16 protein-coding genes are annotated in these 17,759 nt (G+C 58.5%); 4 read left to right on the top strand and 12 right to left on the bottom strand.

The genetic code is table 11. The annotated features are described in order from the left end of the window. Positions 1 to 47: 47 nt before the first annotated feature. From AB1A64_RS10595 to AB1A64_RS10585, 3 genes are read right to left on the bottom strand one after another with little or no spacing between them, the layout of a single operon-like run. Positions 48 to 719 carry a CPBP family intramembrane glutamic endopeptidase gene (locus AB1A64_RS10595; protein WP_366551380.1) on the bottom strand — a complete coding sequence of 224 codons (672 nt, stop codon included), beginning with the start codon at positions 717 to 719 and terminating at the stop codon, positions 48 to 50. After that, on the bottom strand, positions 716 to 1,363 hold the full coding sequence (locus AB1A64_RS10590) for an aminotransferase class IV family protein (protein WP_366551379.1): 648 nt from the start codon (positions 1,361 to 1,363) through the stop codon (positions 716 to 718). Before AB1A64_RS10590 ends, AB1A64_RS10595 begins: the two co-directional genes overlap by 4 nt. After that, a complete protein-coding gene (locus AB1A64_RS10585) occupies positions 1,318 to 2,445 on the bottom strand; it encodes an aminodeoxychorismate synthase component I (protein WP_366551378.1) in 1,128 nt (375 codons plus the stop codon). The genes AB1A64_RS10590 and AB1A64_RS10585 overlap by 46 nt, the downstream gene beginning before the upstream one ends. A gap of 176 nt (positions 2,446 to 2,621) precedes the next feature. On the opposite strand from AB1A64_RS10585, the gene carB reads away from it, so the two are divergent. Next, on the top strand, positions 2,622 to 5,966 hold the full coding sequence (gene carB, locus AB1A64_RS10580) for a carbamoyl-phosphate synthase large subunit (protein WP_366551377.1): 3,345 nt from the start codon (positions 2,622 to 2,624) through the stop codon (positions 5,964 to 5,966). A gap of 258 nt (positions 5,967 to 6,224) precedes the next feature. After that, positions 6,225 to 6,635, top strand: coding sequence for a VOC family protein (locus tag AB1A64_RS10575; protein WP_366551376.1), 411 nt, complete (start codon positions 6,225 to 6,227; stop codon positions 6,633 to 6,635). A 19-nt stretch (positions 6,636 to 6,654) separates the two neighbouring features. Here the strand turns inward: AB1A64_RS10575 and AB1A64_RS10570 are convergent, their stop codons facing one another. From AB1A64_RS10570 to AB1A64_RS10560, 3 genes are read right to left on the bottom strand one after another with little or no spacing between them, the layout of a single operon-like run. Next, positions 6,655 to 9,696 (bottom strand): efflux RND transporter permease subunit, encoded by a 3,042-nt coding sequence (locus tag AB1A64_RS10570; protein ID WP_366551375.1) that lies wholly within the window; start codon positions 9,694 to 9,696, stop codon positions 6,655 to 6,657. A gap of 10 nt (positions 9,697 to 9,706) precedes the next feature. Beyond that, positions 9,707 to 10,744, bottom strand: a complete 1,038-nt coding sequence (locus tag AB1A64_RS10565) for an efflux RND transporter periplasmic adaptor subunit (RefSeq protein ID WP_366551374.1) — start codon at positions 10,742 to 10,744, stop codon at positions 9,707 to 9,709. Beyond that, positions 10,741 to 11,208: a MarR family transcriptional regulator gene (locus tag AB1A64_RS10560; protein WP_170347866.1), complete on the bottom strand. Its 468-nt coding sequence runs from the start codon at positions 11,206 to 11,208 to the stop codon at positions 10,741 to 10,743. Before AB1A64_RS10560 ends, AB1A64_RS10565 begins: the two co-directional genes overlap by 4 nt. A gap of 165 nt (positions 11,209 to 11,373) precedes the next feature. On the opposite strand from AB1A64_RS10560, the gene AB1A64_RS10555 reads away from it, so the two are divergent. Then, positions 11,374 to 12,498 carry a beta-ketoacyl-ACP synthase III gene (locus tag AB1A64_RS10555; RefSeq protein ID WP_366551373.1) on the top strand — a complete coding sequence of 375 codons (1,125 nt, stop codon included), beginning with the start codon at positions 11,374 to 11,376 and terminating at the stop codon, positions 12,496 to 12,498. An 8-nt stretch (positions 12,499 to 12,506) separates the two neighbouring features. Here the strand turns inward: AB1A64_RS10555 and AB1A64_RS10550 are convergent, their stop codons facing one another. Next, on the bottom strand, positions 12,507 to 13,511 hold the full coding sequence (locus AB1A64_RS10550) for a hypothetical protein (RefSeq protein ID WP_366551372.1): 1,005 nt from the start codon (positions 13,509 to 13,511) through the stop codon (positions 12,507 to 12,509). A 63-nt stretch (positions 13,512 to 13,574) separates the two neighbouring features. Then, a complete protein-coding gene (locus AB1A64_RS10545) occupies positions 13,575 to 14,036 on the bottom strand; it encodes a hypothetical protein (protein WP_170347863.1) in 462 nt (153 codons plus the stop codon). A gap of 356 nt (positions 14,037 to 14,392) precedes the next feature. On the opposite strand from AB1A64_RS10545, the gene AB1A64_RS10540 reads away from it, so the two are divergent. Next, positions 14,393 to 14,971: a thymidine kinase gene (locus AB1A64_RS10540; protein WP_366551371.1), complete on the top strand. Its 579-nt coding sequence runs from the start codon at positions 14,393 to 14,395 to the stop codon at positions 14,969 to 14,971. On the opposite strand, the gene AB1A64_RS10535 is transcribed toward AB1A64_RS10540, so the two are convergent. From AB1A64_RS10535 to AB1A64_RS10520, 4 genes are read right to left on the bottom strand one after another with little or no spacing between them, the layout of a single operon-like run. Beyond that, on the bottom strand, positions 14,968 to 15,918 hold the full coding sequence (locus AB1A64_RS10535; protein WP_366551370.1) for a D-glycerate dehydrogenase: 951 nt from the start codon (positions 15,916 to 15,918) through the stop codon (positions 14,968 to 14,970). The two genes, AB1A64_RS10540 and AB1A64_RS10535, sit on opposite strands and share 4 nt — an antisense overlap. Then, positions 15,918 to 16,256, bottom strand: a complete 339-nt coding sequence (locus tag AB1A64_RS10530; RefSeq protein ID WP_170395442.1) for a tRNA-binding protein — start codon at positions 16,254 to 16,256, stop codon at positions 15,918 to 15,920. The genes AB1A64_RS10535 and AB1A64_RS10530 overlap by 1 nt, the downstream gene beginning before the upstream one ends. Further along, positions 16,249 to 17,064, bottom strand: a complete 816-nt coding sequence (gene proC, locus AB1A64_RS10525) for a pyrroline-5-carboxylate reductase (RefSeq protein WP_366551369.1) — start codon at positions 17,062 to 17,064, stop codon at positions 16,249 to 16,251. Before proC ends, AB1A64_RS10530 begins: the two co-directional genes overlap by 8 nt. Positions 17,065 to 17,100: 36 nt before the next feature. After that, positions 17,101 to 17,601, bottom strand: coding sequence for a YbjN domain-containing protein (locus tag AB1A64_RS10520; RefSeq protein WP_366551368.1), 501 nt, complete (start codon positions 17,599 to 17,601; stop codon positions 17,101 to 17,103). Positions 17,602 to 17,759 lie beyond the last annotated feature (158 nt).

The raw sequence follows: 17,759 nt of genomic DNA, 5'->3' as shown, positions 1-17,759 counted from the left end.
CGCCGATACACCCTGTCAGGCTTGGAAAGTCAAGGCAGGTCGCGCCGTCAAAACGGCCTTTGCACGTTGCCCGAGTAGAAATAGATACCCAGACCGACGGCAAAGATGATGTTTCCCGCAATCGCGTGCAGTAAGACCGCGTAGAAAAACGATCCACGTTTACGATAGGCCCAGGTGAACAGCAACCCTCCGGCAAAGGTCATGACGGCGACGATCCAGCTCCAGTACATCAGATGTGCCAGCGAAAAAAGAGTCGCGTTCAGCAGATAGGCCGCGCGTCCGTTAGGCAGGATTTCGTGATAGCGGCGGAAAAACAGGGACCGGAACAAAAGCTCTTGCGGCAGGGCCGACAGCAGTGGGTAACCAATCCAAATCACCAGAAGGAATTCGGGCCGATTGCGCAGCAGGAAAAACGCCGCCTCGGGTCGCATTAACATTACAAGTGCCGCGCAAAGGATCGTCATGGCTAAAGTGAACAAAGCAACCTCGCGCCAGGACCAGTTGCGCCAGTTGTACCGCAGTTCACCCCAGGCAAAGCCGGGTGTAATGTGCAGCAACACAATCCCGATGGCCGTGAAGGTGAATAACGAGGGGAACATCCAGTCGGGTGGGAAGAACACCGCGATCAGCACCGGCGCGGCAATGAAAAACAATCCGAATTCTAGCCGCAATCGCGGATACGGCACCCTGCTGTCCGCCCAATCGGTTTGTTTGCTCACTGTATTGCCAACTCCGCCCGGATCAGACCACGCAACGAATTTCCCATATAGAGTTTTTCTGCGTTTTTCAGGTCGGTCAAGGTCAGGGTGGCTTCGGTAACCTCTTTATTACTCAGCAATTCTTCGCGCAGAATGCCGGGTAGAAGGCCACTGGACAACGTCGGCGTCAGGCGGCGGCCATCCGGCATGTGCAGGAACAGATTGGTGATGGTGCCTTCGCACAGCTCGTCTCGTTCGTTCAGAAACAGGGCCTCGTCTATGCCTTGAGGCAAAGTCGCCCGAGTGGTGTCATATAGGGCACGCCGTGTTGTTTTGTGCTGCAACCAGATGTCAGACGCGGTCAGGCGCGGTTCGGCAACGGCGATCCGCCAGATCGTCGGGTTATCGGCCAATGCTCCGGTCGTTATATCCAGCTGACCACCTGCGGCTAGCGTCAGTCGACACCTAAGCGGTGATGAGCCATCCACGCCGTTCAACAGATCAATAGCGCGGTCCGCGTCAAAGGAAATCCCAAAGGCTTGGGCCGATCGGGTCATCCGGGCCAAATGCCGATCACGCCGCACGAACCCCTGTTCAGGTCGGTACGCTAGCGTCTCGATTATGCGGAAGTCAGGATCAGTTGGTGGGCAAAGCGGGCTTTCCATAGCGCTTCCTCGTATTCCGATGGGGCCGTGCTGTCCCAGACCAGGCCACCGCCCACGTTCAAAGTGGCTTTGCCATCCTCGACCATTAGCGTGCGGATCGCCACGTTGAATTCAGACCGGCCGCCCGGGGCTGCCCAGCCGATGGCGCCGCAATAAATGTCGCGGGGCCAGGGTTCCAAATCGGCCAAAATCTCCATCGCGCGAATCTTGGGCGCGCCGGTGATTGAACCACACGGGAACAGCGCCATCAGGATATCGGACAGCTCGGCCCCCAGATGCAGTTGCGCCTGAACTAACGAGACCATTTGATGCACGGTGGCATAGGTTTCGACCTTGAACAGCTCGGGCACTTTGACCGATCCGGGCAGCGCAACGCGGCTAAGGTCATTGCGCAGAAGATCGACGATCATCAGGTTTTCAGCCCGATTCTTTTCGTCAGTCGACAGAAAGGCTCGGCGGCGCGCATCCTCGGCCATATCGTCGCTGCGGGGTTGCGTGCCTTTCATCGGGCGGGTTTCAATCCCTCGGTCCGCATCAGTACGAAAGAACAGCTCGGGCGAGCGGCTGAGCAGATCAGGCAAGCCGTCCTGCTGTACCAGCGCACCGTGCCCCACAGGTTGACCAGTTGCCAGCGCTGCATACAGCGCATCACTGTCGCCCTGGATAGTCAGGTCGATAGGAAAGGTCAGGTTAGCCTGATAGATATCCCCGGCCCCGATGGCATCGTGAACCTGTTGAAAGGCGCGCGTATACCGCGCCTCATCCCAGCGGGGCTCAAACCCGGTGACACCTCCGGTCGCCGGGGGAAGATTCCATTGCACCGGGGCCTCATAGGCGCCAAAGCACAGCAAAGGCAGACGGCGATCCGCAGGCAGTCGGTCAGCCAAGCGCGGCTCAAGCACATAGCCCAGCTCATAACTGGCATAACCGGCAAGCCACGCACCGTCGGCGCGCGCCTCATCCAGCGCCGCCAGGGCCTGGGGCACGTCGTCCGGCTTGTCCGCACGGATCACTCTGGCTGGCCGGTCGAAACTTGTTCCGGGTCCGGCTGGCCCCTGATCGAAACGAATACGCAATTGCATCCTCATTTGTCGTGCTGCGCGGTATAGAGAATACGGCGGCAAGGGAAAGAGGGGAAAGCGGCAATTTCGTCACCGTTTCCGATACCCCTTGAACCTTTTCGCGCGGTCCCTATAACGCAGGACAATTTGGGCGCATGGGGGCGTCCTGACTCGCAGACAACCGAAGGAACCAGGCCATGCCCAGAAGAACCGACATCCAGTCGATCATGATCATCGGAGCGGGGCCTATCGTCATCGGTCAGGCCTGCGAATTTGACTATTCCGGCGCACAGGCCTGCAAAGCGCTGCGGGAAGAAGGATACCGGGTCATCCTGGTGAACTCAAACCCGGCTACCATCATGACCGACCCGGGCCTGGCCGATGCCACCTATATCGAACCGATCACCCCCGAGGTTGTCGCCAAGATCATCGAGAAAGAACGCCCCGACGCCTTGCTGCCCACCATGGGCGGGCAGACCGGCCTGAACACCTCGCTGGCGCTGGAAGAGATGGGTGTGCTTGAAAAGTTCGGGGTCGAGATGATTGGCGCCAAACGCGACGCCATCGAAATGGCCGAAGACCGCGCCCTGTTCCGCGAGGCGATGGACCGGCTGGGGCTGGAAAACCCCAAGGCAACCATCGTGACCGCGCCCAAGCGCGAAGACGGTTCCACCGATCTGGATGCCGGTGTGCAGATGGCGCTGGACGAGTTGGATGAAATCGGCCTGCCCGCCATCATCCGCCCTGCCTTTACCCTGGGCGGCACCGGTGGCGGTGTGGCCTATAACCGTGAGGATTATATCCATTTTTGCCGCTCGGGCATGGATGCCTCACCCGTGAATCAGATCCTCGTCGACGAAAGCCTGCTGGGCTGGAAAGAATACGAGATGGAAGTGGTGCGCGACACTGCCGACAACGCCATCATCGTCTGCTCCATCGAAAACGTCGATCCAATGGGCGTGCATACAGGTGACTCGATCACCGTAGCCCCTGCCCTGACGCTGACCGACAAGGAATACCAGATCATGCGCAACGGTTCGATCGCCGTTCTGCGCGAGATCGGCGTCGAAACCGGCGGGTCGAATGTGCAATGGGCGATCAATCCTGATGATGGCCGCATGGTTGTGATCGAGATGAACCCACGTGTATCGCGCTCCTCGGCGCTGGCGTCTAAGGCGACCGGTTTCCCGATTGCGAAGATCGCCGCAAAGCTTGCCGTGGGTTACACGCTGGACGAGTTGGACAACGACATTACCAAGGTCACCCCGGCCTCGTTCGAGCCGACCATCGACTATGTCGTCACCAAGATCCCGAAATTTGCCTTTGAGAAGTTCCCGGGGTCCGAGCCCTACCTGACCACAGCGATGAAATCGGTGGGTGAGGCCATGTCCATCGGTCGCACCATCCACGAATCGATGCAAAAGGCGTTGGCCTCGATGGAATCGGGCCTGACCGGGTTTGATGAAATCGAAATCCCCGGCCTGAACGTTGGTGTCTGGGAAGAAGCCACCGACAAGGCTGCTGTCATCAAGGCAATCAGCAAACAAACCCCCGACCGTCTGCGCACCATCGCGCAGGCCATGCGTCACGACCTGACCGATGACGAAATCTTTGGCGTCACCAAGTTTGACCCGTGGTTCCTGGCCCGTATCCGCGAGATCATCGAGGCCGAGCGTCAGGTCCGCAAAGATGGCCTGCCGGTGACCGAAGACGGCATCCGCAAGCTGAAAATGCTGGGCTTTACCGACGCGCGTCTGGGCAATCTGACTGGCAGGGATGAGGACAACGTCCGCCGTGCCCGCCGCAATCTGGGCGTCAACGCCGTGTTCAAACGCATTGACACCTGCGCTGCCGAGTTCGAAGCGCAGACGCCTTATATGTATTCAACCTACGAAGCCCCGATGATGGGCGAGGTCGAGTGCGAAGCGCGCCCGTCTGATCGCAAAAAAGTTGTCATCCTTGGCGGTGGCCCAAACCGGATCGGTCAGGGGATCGAGTTCGACTATTGCTGCTGCCACGCCTGTTTCGCGCTGACCGAAGCGGGTTATGAAACCATCATGGTCAACTGCAACCCCGAGACGGTCTCGACCGACTATGACACTTCGGACCGTCTGTATTTCGAGCCGCTGACCTTTGAACACGTCATGGAAATCCTGACGAAAGAGCAGGAAAACGGCACGCTGCACGGTGTGATCGTTCAGTTCGGCGGCCAAACCCCGCTGAAACTGGCCAACGCGCTTGAAGCTGAAGGCATTCCGATCCTCGGCACCACACCGGATGCGATTGACCTTGCCGAAGACCGTGAACGCTTTCAGGCGCTGGTCAATGATCTGGGCCTGAAACAGCCCAAGAACGGTATCGCCTCGACCGATGAGCAGGCTCTGGAGATCGCCGATGAAATCGGCTTCCCGCTGGTCATCCGCCCCTCATACGTTCTGGGTGGCCGCGCCATGGAAATCGTGCGCGATATGGAGCAGCTGAAACGCTATATCAATGAGGCTGTGGTGGTCTCGGGCGACAGCCCGGTTCTGCTGGACAGTTATTTGGCCGGTGCGGTTGAGCTGGACGTGGATGCCATTTGTGACGGTGAGGCCGTACATGTAGCTGGCATCATGCAGCATATTGAAGAGGCCGGCGTTCACTCTGGTGACTCGGCTTGTTCGCTGCCGCCTTATTCGCTGTCGAAGGAAATCCTTGGTCAAATCAAGGATCAGGCGTTCAAACTGGCCAAAGCGCTGAATGTTGTCGGTCTGATGAACGTGCAGTTCGCCATCAAGAATGGCGAGATTTACCTGATCGAGGTCAACCCGCGCGCCTCACGGACCGTACCGTTTGTCGCCAAAGCGACCGACAGTGCCATCGCGTCGATTGCCGCGCGTGTCATGGCTGGTGAGAAGCTGGCGAACTTCCCGCAGCGCCCGCCTTATCAGGACGGTCAGGACACCAAGATCGCTGACCAGATGACACTGGCTGATCCGGACATGCCGTGGTTTTCGGTGAAAGAGGCAGTGCTTCCCTTTGCCCGTTTCCCCGGCGTCGACACCATTCTGGGCCCGGAAATGCGCTCGACCGGTGAGGTCATGGGCTGGGACCGCGACTTCCACCGCGCTTTCCTCAAGGCACAGATGGGTGCGGGTATGGTGCTGCCTTCCTCGGGTCGTGCGTTTATCTCGATCAAGGATGCCGACAAGACCCCCGCGATGCTTGAGGCCGCGCAGGTTCTGACCGGGCAAGGTTTCTCTTTGGTGGCCACACGCGGCACCCAGTCTTGGCTGGCCGAACAGGGTGTAGCCTGCGACGTGGTCAACAAAGTCTATGAGGGTCGCCCGGACGTGGCTGACATGCTGAAAGACGGTCAGGTGCAGTTGCTGATGAACACCACCGAAGGCGCGCAAGCGGTTGAGGACAGCAAGTCCATCCGCTCAATTGCGCTGTATGACAAGATTCCCTATTTCACCACTGCGGCCGCCAGCCACGCTGCTGCGCTGGCGATCAAGGCACAGGCCGAAGGCGATGTTGAGGTGAAGTCGCTGCAGGGCTAACTCGCCTGGGGTGAAACCCGCGCATTTTGAACCAAACACACCGCGCCCGTTGACCCTGTGTCTTCGGGCGCGCATCTTTTCGGCAAACGAGCAAAAGGAAAACGAAATGCGCAGGTTTATGGTTTTCGCCGCTTTAATGACGCTTGCCGCGTGTGATGTGCCACTGATCCCACTGATCTGACGCGAACCGCGGCGCCGTTTTAGCTTTCCCTGTGTTGTCGAGAGCCGCATGATGCTGTTCTGACAACCGGTGAAACCATGCGCCTTTACACCACATACGGAACCAATGACTTGCCGCGGGCCATCCGGTTCTATGACGCGATCTTTTCTGTACTGGATCAGCCACGCCTTCCGGGGTGGTCAAAGGATCGCGCAGGCTGGGGAGCTGATCCCGATGCCGGGATCGGGTTTTGGGTCTGTACGCCGCATGATGGCGGGGCGGCCAGCGTAGGCAATGGAACGATGATTGCCTTTCCGGCCCGCAGCGCAGCGCAAGTTCGGCGATTTCACGCGGCAGGTCTGGAATATGGGGGCACGGACGCAGGTGCACCGGGCATTCGGGACTATTACGCGCCTGATTTCTATGTCGCCTATCTGCGCGACCCGGACGGTAACAAGCTGTCCTGCTTTTACTATCACTACGATCCGGGTAAAAACCCGGGCGACTGAAACAGCCGCCCGGCACCCATCAGAGCTGTGCCGCCTCGCGTTTTTCATCGCGTGCAAAGAACACCATGTAAAACACCGGAGCCGCGACCATGGTCAGGATCGTGGCAAAGGCCAAACCACCCATGATCGTCACCGCCATCGAGCGGAAGAACGCGTCCGTCAGCAACGGTGCCATCCCTAGTATAGTGGTGATCGCCGCCAGCATCACAGGGCGCAAACGCGAGACCGAGGCTTCGACAATCGACTCGCGCAGGGGCTTGCCAGTGGCGCGGACCAAATCAATCTCTTCGACCAGAACGATCCCGTTCTTGATCAGCATCCCCGACAGGCTCAGTAGCCCCAGCAGCGCTGTGAAGGTGAACGGCAGACCCGTCCCCAACAGCCCGATCACCACGCCGTTCACCGACATCGGCACCAACAGCCAGATGATGACCGGTTGGCGGATCGCATTGAAGATCAGCACTGAGATCAGCACCATAATCAGCAGGCTCAGGGGCAACTGACGCCCAAGGCTTTCGTTGGCCTCGCCTGCGTTTTCGAACTCGCCCCCCCATTCCATGCGATAACCCGGTGGCAGGTCCATTTCTTCGATCGCTGCGCGTACCTCGGAATGGACCTGTGCCGCCGTCATGTCGGGCGGGATATCGGCCCCGACAGTGATTGTCAGCACACGGTCACGACGATGCACCAGCGTGTTGAGCGGCTTGTATTCGAAGCCATCAACCATTTGTTCGATCGGAACGAACTTTTGCGATTCTTCCGAAAACACCACCTGATCGACGATCGAATAATCCCCGTCCGCAGGACGACGTATGATGATGGGGATCAGACGATCCCGCTCGCGGAATTCTCCGGCGGTGATCCCGTCCGTCGAAAACTGCAACGTCGCGGCGATATCTTCACGGGACACACCTGCGGTTTGCGCCCGCTCGGTCGCATAGATCGGCTGCACAGCCAGCTCCTGCTCGCGCCAGTCATGATAGACGTTCAACGCATTGGGGGAAGCCTCGCGCATTTTCAACACCGCCTCATCGGCCAGCTGGCGCAACACCTTCGGATCACTACCCGAGAATCGGGCCTGGATTGGGTCTCCGCCGCCCGGGCCGAAGATCAGGCGTTTGGTGCGGAATTTGCCCTCGGGGAATTGTGCCTGCCCAAACGCTTCCAGATCCGCCTGCAAAACCGGAATGTCATCCAGCGTTTCAGTGCGAATGATCATGTGCCCATAGCTGGGGTTTGGTTTTTCGGCCGAATAGGTCAGCAGGAACCGAGTTGCGCCCTGCCCGACAAAGGTGGTGACAGACACGACATCGTCGCGCTCGGCCAACCAGTCTTCGAAGACTGCCATATCCTCGGCCGTGCGCGCGATGGGCGTGCCTTGCGGCAGGTTGTAATGCACGAAAAACAGCGGTGTGTTCGAGTCGGGGAAGAATTGCTGTTTCACCAACCCGAAGCCCGCGAAACAGGCCACCGTCACCCCAACCAGCGCGGCAATCACCAGCCAGCGCATCCGCAAGGACCACCGCAGGATCGCCCCGTAGACACGGAACATGATGCCGCCATAGGCGTCCACCGCGCCCTCTTTTCCCTGCTTGAAGAAATAGTGCCCCAGCATCGGCGTCACTGTCAGCGCCAGAACCCAACTAAGCAGCAGCGAGATACCGATTACCGCAAACAACGAGAACAGGAACTCACCCGTCGCATCCGGGCTGAGGCCGATACCGGCAAAAGCCATGATGCCGATAACCGTCGCCCCCAGCAGCGGGATTTGCGTTTTCGACGCCGCCTCATCCGCCGCATCGCGGGAATTTTTACCGCGCAGCATTGCGATCTGCATCCCCTCGGCCACCACGATGGCATTGTCCACCAGCATCCCCATCGCGATGATCAGGGCCCCCAGCGAAATCCGCTCCATCTCAATCGAGAAGATCGACATGAACAACAGTGTCCCCACTACGGTCAGCAAAAGGGTCGAGCCCACGACCACCGCCGCGCGCCAGCCCATGAAGATAGCCAATACCGCCACAACGATGCTGACTGACATGGCAAGGTTCACCAGAAAGTCGTTCGAGGCTTGCTCGACCACCACATGCTGCTGATAGATCGGCAGGATTTCGACCCCAAAGGGAATCTGAGGGTTCAACTCGGCGAATTTGGCATCGGCACGCTGGCCGACTTCGACGATATTCTCGGTCGACAGGCCCGCGATGCCCAGCGTGAACGCCTCGGTCCCATTGAACCGGATCATGACCTCGGGGTCGGTTTGACGGCCACGGAAAACGTGCGCCATGTCGAACAGGTTGATCACCTGCCCCTGCGATCCCAGCGACAAACCGGCAATGGCAGACACTGTATCCGACCCTTCGGCCGTCAGGATCGTGGTGCGGTCATTCTCGGTTCGGACTGATCCCGACGCATTTACCGAGTCCGCGTTGGCGATGGCCTCGTTGATGGACGGGATAGGCACATTCTGGTTGACGGAAATGGCCAGATCGGGTTCGACAAAGATCGCCTCGTCCGGCAGGCCCATCACCTCAACATCCGCCACACCGGGAACGGTCAGCAATTCGCGCCGCAGAAAAGTGGACAGTTCATGCTTTTCAGCGTCCGAAAACCCTTCGGCCGTGACCGCGTAAAACAGGCCGAACACGTCACCGAACCCGTCATTCACCATTGGCGGGCTCACCCCTGACGGCAAGGCTCGCGATGCGTCGCGCACCTTGGCGCGCAGCTTGGTCCAAATTTCAGGAAGTTCTGTGCCGTCATAGGTCGATTTGATCTCGACCTCGATCAGCGAAAAACCCGGTTGGTTGACCGAGGTGATCGTATCAACCTCGCCCATCTGCTGAATGGCGGATTCCAATGGTTCCGATACTTCGAGCGCCACTTCTTCGGCTGTGGCACCCGGGTATTGCGTTGCTATGACAGCGTTCTTGATGGTGAAGGCCGGGTCTTCCAGACGACCCAGAGACAGGAAACCCCAGATACCCCCGAACAGGGCAATCAGGATGATCAGCCACGTATAAATCGGCCGGTCGATAGAGGCGCGCGCGATGTTCATCTTTTTGCCCTCAGTTCGCAAAGCCAGCAAAGCGGCGTACAGCCTGACCGTCGGTCAGCGCACTGCCGCCAGCGACAACGATTTCGTCACCGTCCGACAGACCGGTCAGCACTCGGACCTCACCCGTTTGGGTGGGTTCGATGGTGACAGGTACGTATTGAACGGCGCCTTCGTCGGCGCCGACTGGCGAAAACACCATGACGCCCAGCGCTCCATCAGCGCCTGCGACAATGGCCGCAGCCGGAATGACGATACCGGTCCGGCCATCCTCTACCTGAACAGTCACGGTCACGGACGAGCCCGGCAGGATTTGCAAACCCTCGGGCGGGGTCAGACCGAACTGAATGCGAAAGGTCTGTCCCACGGTCGAACTTTCGGCATCAAACTCACGAATCTGAAGGGGGAATACCTCGTCACTGGTCGGGAATTTCGCTGTGATCGTATAGCTTTCTTCCTGACCTGAGCGCTGAAACAGGATCTCGGGCACATCGACCTCGATCCGCAGTTCCGACATGTCGTGGATGCGCACGATAGGCGCGCCAGCGGACACCGTGGTAAAGGCTTCGACCGCACGGCTGGAGACCAGCGCGTCGAATGGCGCGGTCAGAGTGGCATGTTCCAAATCGTATTCCGCATCCCGCACAGCGATATCAGCAAGTTGTGCTTCGGTCTCGGCATCGTCCACAGCCACCTGGCTGGCGGTGGTGCCACGCAGGCGCGACAGACGGGCCACAGTCCGGTCCGCCTGATCCTTTTGCAAGACAGCGCGGTCATACCGGCGCTTGAATGGTGCCTGATCCAGTTGCGCAATCAACTCACCCTTGGGGATCACAAAGCCTTCGGTCACCGGCATCTCGACGATCTGCCCCGATACTTGAAAGGCCAGGTCAACGGTTTGCCTTGCCGCCACGCGCCCAAAGAACTGGCGTGAAAAGCCCGGTGCGGTTTCGCGCACCTGCATCAGCTTGACCGGTTTGCTTGTTTCTTGTGCCAGAACCGGCGTTGTCAGTGCGATCAGGGTCGCACTCAGAACAGAGAGGAGTTTCATTTCGTCAGTCCCTCAGGAATTCCTGTTTTCAGGATGTTGTCTCGGATTTTGCGCGCCAATCGCGCGAATTCGGCAGTTTCTTTTGCATCCAGCCCTGAGGCGCGATGAAAAAGGTCACCGGCTTCGGACACCAGCATATTCCGGGCCTCTTCGCCCTGCTCAGTCAGAACCAGCAACCAGGCACGGCGGTCTTCGGGGTCACGTTCACGCGTCAGATAGCCAGCTTTTTCCAAACCGTCCGCCGTGGCGGTTATGGTCGAAGGGACACTCAGCATGTCGGCCGCCAGAACGCCCATACGCTTGGGTTGATCCAATTTGATCAACATGTGGCATTCCGGATGGCTCAGTTCCGTTTCAATGCAATCGAACGCCTCCTCCAGCTTCCAGTACAGGGCATACACACCCATGATTGACTGGATTTCAGGGCTTAGGCGGCCAAGCCTGTCGCTTATGTTGTCTGGCATTTGGGGCTCCGTGTGTCCGTGGCGTCATATACTTCAGATTATGAACCATTCAAGTTGTGAAGCAGTATTTTAACCGATTCCACCGCATTCCCTTAGGTCACCTTATCTTGATCAAAGCCCACAACGACTGCATTTTAAGCGGATTCGAAACATTCAGGACCCGCCATGTATACGCCCGCAATCACCGGCACCGGTGTTTTCACGCCCGAGAACGTCATCACCAACGCCGAGCTTGTCGCCGCCTTCAACGCCTATGCCGACGCGCAAAACGCCAAGAATGCCGACGCGATTGCAGCGGGTGAGATTGAGCCGATGCAGCATTCATCCGAAGAATTCATCCTCAAGGCATCGGGTATCGAGAACCGCTATGTGATGGACAAATCCGGTGTGCTGGACCCTGACGTGATGCATCCCCTGCTGCGTCAACGTGGCGATGACGAACCCGGCATCATGACCGAGATGGCCGTGGATGCCTGCAAAAAGGCGCTGGATCAGGCGGGTCGCAGTGCCGAGGATGTCGACCTGGTGATCTGCGCCGCGTCAAACCATGAACGCGCCTACCCTGCGATCGCGATCGAGATTCAGCAGGCTTTGGGCATTGACGGCTTTGGCTTCGACATGAATGTCGCCTGCTCCTCGGCCACGTTCGGCATTCAGGCGGCGGCAGACATGATCCGCTCGGGCTCGGTCCGGTCGGCGCTGGTCGTCAACCCCGAAATCTGCTCGGGTCACCTGGAATGGCGCGACAGGGATTGCCATTTTATCTTTGGCGATGTGGCCACGGCCACTCTGATCGAAAGGATCGAAGACGCGACAGGGCCGCATTTCGAAATCCTCTCGACCCGCTGCGCCACGTCCTTCTCGAATAACATCCGCAACAACAACGGTTACCTACGCCGCTCGCGCCCTGATGGGGTGATTGACCGGCGTGACATGCAGTTCATGCAGAACGGTCGCAAAGTGTTCAAGGAAGTGCTGCCGATGGTCAGCAAACACATCTCGGATCACATGGGGGCCGAAGGGGTTGGCAGCGGTGATCTGAAACGACTGTGGCTGCATCAGGCCAACAAGACGATGAATGATTTCATCGGGAAGAAGGTGCTGGGCCGCGAGCCCGAAGCGGGTGAACAGCCCAATATTCTGCAGGACTATGCCAACACATCCTCAGCCGGATCGATCATCGCGTTTTCTAAGTACTCTGATGACCTGACAGACGGAGATGTCGGCCTGATCTGTTCCTTCGGCGCCGGGTATTCGGTTGGGTCTGTGATTGTGAAGCGGCACGGGTAACGCAAGGGTCAGGCCGGGCGAACACCAGTCCAGTCCCCATCCCGCCCTTCTTTCCGAATCGAGAGCCAACGATTGGGCGCTGACCGGCACCATTCATTTACAACCGGATCAAGCCTGCGGGTCATTTTGGCGATCACCTGATCCGTGGTCAGGTTGACTTGGACAAGCTCGGTACTTGGCAGGACAGGTTTTAACCGCTCTCCCAGCGCAGAAAGCCGTTCGCGTGTACCTGCATCGGCCGTCGGAAACGCGGTGCTGATCTGAAAGCTGTCGATCGTCAATTCATGCTCTAGCGGCACACCTCGGATACCCGGCTGGAAGAACGGTCTGCCCAATTCCTGATGCGCGCGTTCCAGTGCCATACCGGAGTAACGTGGCCCCGGCCATTTCCAGGGCGTGTATCCCAGCGCAATCTGCAATTGGTCGTCGACCGGCAAGATAAACCTTTCCGGCGTCGATTTGATCTGAGACGTATCGGTGATTCCATCCACCAACCAAAAGCTGTCACTTGATCCGTCGAGCACCGCTTGGGCCCATGCATACAGCTTGAAATTTTCGTTCACAACGGGCTGCACCAAAAGTGCATCGGGAAAACTATCCTTCGCAATGTTCAGGATGGTATCGGCCGTCTGCGGTGTCACGGGGTCCAAATAGGCCCGCAAATAGGTGGTCTGGCCCGACAGGTCCGTGTTGAGATCAGACTCCGGGTTCGCTTCAGGCGGGATCTCTCCGCACACCGTCACGCCAAACAATCTGCAAAACTGGGTCAGTGTGATTGAACCGTCATATGTCGGGCCAATGTCGACCTCCAGCAAAGGCTCTGCCTGCACAGCATCTTCATCGGACCCCGCACCAATCCGAACGCTCAAGAGCCCACCACGATAACGCACATAGACCTTACGATCATCATGGGTGTGACCGTAAAATTGACTGGGGCAAGAGCCGCCGCCGTTCAAATCCGCGAGGTCCAGCTCCAAAGGCTTGGGCAAGCGGGGGGTTTGGAAGGTAAACATAGCAGTATCAATCGCCCACGGCGCACGGAAATCAAGCCTTGTGGTCGGTCATTGCGGAAGGTGTCAGCTCACGCTTTCCTCTTCCAGATGCAGCTTCATCTCGATCAGCACCTGTTGTAGCAGGCTGGTTTCCTTCAGCAGGCGTTTGGCCTCGTTCACGGTGATGATGCCGTCTTCGATGGCGGCCTGGTATTCGGTCATCAGCATGGCGAACCGTTGGCTCAACGCGATCACGTCCGAATTCACCCCACCGGTGCGCGGGCTTTCGGTGTTGCGACCGTCATACGACAACGTGATGTTTTTCAGATCGGCCAGCGCCGAGGTCACATGCGGATAGTTTGACACAGCCTCAAGCCGGGCCACGGCGTCCACGGGCATGAACCGGTCGGCGTGTTCGGCGTTGTCTGAATAATATCGCCCCAGAGTCGCCTTGGATTTACCGGTGATTTCACACGCGGATTCAATCCCGACGTCTTTGACCAACGCCTCTGTGTGCTTTTTCAGGTAGGCCCCGATATCTGCCATGTTTGTACCTTTGCTGCCTGTGCCCTCCACAACATCTGCCACTGTGGGGGAAAGGGACAGGAAATTTCCCATATTCGATTCATAATTGAAATGTCATACATTGGCTATCCCTCAGATATGCAGGGGTTTTGTGAGTGAGTGGCGGCCGTTCCGGCCGGTAAAGAGTGATTGCGGGGCGCAATTTAAGCCTCGTTTGGTATAGGCCGCATGTTGGCCGACGGCGTCGCTGTTGTAGGCGCGGGGGATCCATCCCCTTTGAGCGTACGCTCTGTCCCTGCAATGACAACGGCGACGTCGCTTCCTTAACGGGTTTTGATGCCTTGCCCAGGCAAGTCTTGCCAATTAGACCCGGGTGCATGGCAAAGCTCTACTTCAATTATTCCACCATGAACGCGGGTAAATCGACTGTGTTGCTGCAAGCTTCGCACAACTATCGTGAGCGGGGCATGGACACTTATCTGATGACCGCAGCCCTGGACGGGCGCGCAGGTGTCGGGAAAATTGCGTCGCGGATCGGGATTTCCGCAGACGCTGATACGTTCACAACCGAAGATGACGTCTTTGCCATGATCCAAGCGCGGCTGGATCAAGGCGGCATCGCTTGCGTATTTATAGATGAGGCGCAGTTCCTGACGGAAGATCAGGTCTGGCAACTGGCCCGTGCGGTAGATGACCTAAACGTGCCGGTATTGGCTTATGGGTTGCGAGTGGATTTTCAGGGGCGTCTGTTTCCGGGCTCAGCCGCACTGCTGGCTCTGGCCGATGAAATGCGTGAGGTACGCACCATCTGCAAATGTGGGCGCAAGGCGACAATGGTGATTCGTCAGGACGAGTACGGCGCCACCATCACCGAAGGCGCACAGGTGCAGATCGGCGGGAACGAGACCTATGTCTCGCTCTGCCGCAAACACTGGCGCGAGGCAGTCGGGTCTTAGACTGGATTCGGCAGCGGCCGACCTTCGACAAAGGCCACCACGTTGTCCAGTGCCATATGGCCCATGTCGCTGCGCACTTCTTCGGTGGCTGTGCCCAGATGCGGCAACAGGGTCACGTTATCCATATCACGCAGCGCCTGCGGAACGGTGGGTTCGAATTCGTACACGTCCAGCCCGGCGCCCGCGATCTGGCCGGACTGTAGGGCGGCTATCAGGGCGGTCTCGTCAACGACCTCTCCGCGGGCGATGTTGATCAGAATGGCTGATGGGTTTATCGCCTCTAGCACCCGCGCGTTGATCAGATGACGGGTTTCGGCACCGCCGGGCACGGCAATCACGAGGAAATCGACGGACGCAGCCAAAGCCGACAACTCGGCGATGTACTCGGCAGGAAACTCTAGATCCTTCGGGCTGCGTGACTGATACGACACCTGCATCGCGAACCCGAAATGGCACCGTCGAGCAATGGCCTGACCTATCCGGCCCATACCAACGATACCGACGCGCTTGCCGGTAACGTGGTGGCCCAGCATCTGTGTCGGGTGCCATCCTTGCCATTCACCTGCGCGGACCAGCCGTTCGCCCTCGCCCGCACGACGGGCCGTAGACAGCAAGAGGGTCATAGCAATATCGGCCGTCGCATCGGTGACTGCACCGGGGGTGTTGGTTACCGCGACACCAGCCGCGTGGGCAGCATCGACGTCGATATGGTTGTAACCGACACCAAAATTGGCCAGCAGCTTGCAACGAGGATTGGGGACATCCGCGAAAATCTGGGCCGAGAACTGGTCACCCAATGTGGGCACGACCACGTCGAATTCCCTTAGTGCGCGTAGCATTTCCTCGGACGTCATGGGCAAGGTGTTGCTACGGATTTCAACATCGAACGCGCTGCGAGCGCGGGCCTCGACAGCGTCAGTCATTGGGCGGGCAATCAACAGTTTCATTAGTGCATCCGCCCGCCGATAGGAACTTCGCCATCCGGGCCAATCAACACCACTTCACCGTTTTCATCGGGCAGTCCCAGTACCAGAACTTCAGACATGAACCGACCGATCTGGCGCGGGGGGAAGTTCACGACGGCCATCACCTGCTTGCCCACCAGCGTCGAAGGATCGTAATGCGCGGTGACCTGGGCCGAGGTTTTGCGCTCACCAATCTCATCCCCAAAATCGATCCACATCTTGATCGCAGGCTTGCGGGCCTCTGGGTAAGGTTCGGCCCGGATCACCTCGCCCACGCGGATGTCGACCTTGAGAAATTCGTCGAATGTAATCTCACTCACGGGACAGCTCCTTGGATCGATCTGTCGCAGCTTTGACTGCACGGTGAAGCAGGTCAGGGAAACCTTCTTCCTCATGCATCAACACCTCAAGCGCGGCTTGGGTTGTACCGTTGGGAGAGGTAACGTTGACCCGCAGTTGCGAGGGGTCTTCTTCGGCCGCCATGGCCAATGCCCCTGCCCCGGCCACGGTGGATTTGGCCAGCTTCATCGCCAGTTCATGTGGCAAGCCCTGTGCCTGACCAGCGGCGGCGAGCGTTTCAATCAGGTGAAAGACATAGGCCGGGCCTGAACCGCTGAGGCCGGTGACGGCGTCCATTTGCTCTTCTTCTTCCAGCCGAACGGTCTCGCCGATGGCAGACAGCAGGTTTTCGGCCAATGCCACATCGGCGTCCGAAGCCTTCGCATTGCCGATAAGCGCCGTGATTCCCTGCCGGATTGCGGCTGGCGTGTTCGGCATGGCGCGCACGATCGGGGTGTCTTTGCCCAGAACGGCCTCGAACGTGGCAATCGACGTCCCCGCCGCGATCGAGACAAACAGGCTGTTACCTCCGCCCAGCGCTTTGATCGCAGGCAGGGCCTCGCCCATCATCTGCGGCTTGACGGCCACCAGTACCACGGCGGGGGCCTCGGGCAGCGGAGTGTTGATGTTGACGCCCTGCGCCTTTAGCCAGTCCGAGGGGTTCGGATCAATCACCCAGACTGCTGACGCAGGAAGGCCATGCTCTAACCATCCGGCGAGCATGGCCGATCCCATCTTGCCGCATCCCAGAAGAACCAGCCCCTGCTCGGCGACCCGTGACATGTCCATGATTGCCCCTCTCCTCATTCGGTTCGGGGCAAAGCTTTACGCGCGGCCGTAGGCCTCTGCAATGGCGACTTGCATCGCATCCTCGGGGGTACGATTGCCCCATGTGACCAACTGGATCGCCGGATAATAGCGCTCGGCGCTCAGCACCGCGGCGGTGATCATCGTGTCGATCTGATCCGGGCTGGCCATCTGACCACCGGCCAGAACCAGACCATAGCGATAGACCATCAGCTTTTGATTGGCCCAGTACGTAAATGCCCCGGCCCAACACTGATCATTCATCTTGTTCAGCAGTTCATACAGCTTGGCTTCGCGATCCGACGGTGGCTCCATCTCGAACGAGCACACCATGCGCAGGGTTTCGTCATAGTTCGACCAGGCCAACGTGATCGAGTATGTGCGCCACTGCCCTTCGACGGCCATGGCAATCTGATCATCCCCGATCCGGTCAAAGTCCCAGTCGTGATGTTCAGCAATATGTTCAACTATATCGATCGGATGAAGGTCTTCTTCGAGAAACTGCTCGGAAAGGGCCATAATGCCACCTCACTAATCTCTAGCCTTTAAGGGGCTGGCAGCGCCCCATTGCTAGTTGCTTACTCTACAAGCCGGGGCCAACCCCGTCTGCCTGTACTAAATATGGTGCGATGCGAGATGGGTTCTGGCAACCCTATTTGTTGGGGATAACAGCAATA

The sequence above is a fragment of the Ruegeria sp. ANG10 genome (assembly GCF_040705255.1).
In the GTDB taxonomy this organism is placed as follows: domain Bacteria; phylum Pseudomonadota; class Alphaproteobacteria; order Rhodobacterales; family Rhodobacteraceae; genus Ruegeria.
Note: the sequence above shows the minus strand (reverse complement) of the source record. Positions and strands in the feature narration are given on the sequence as shown.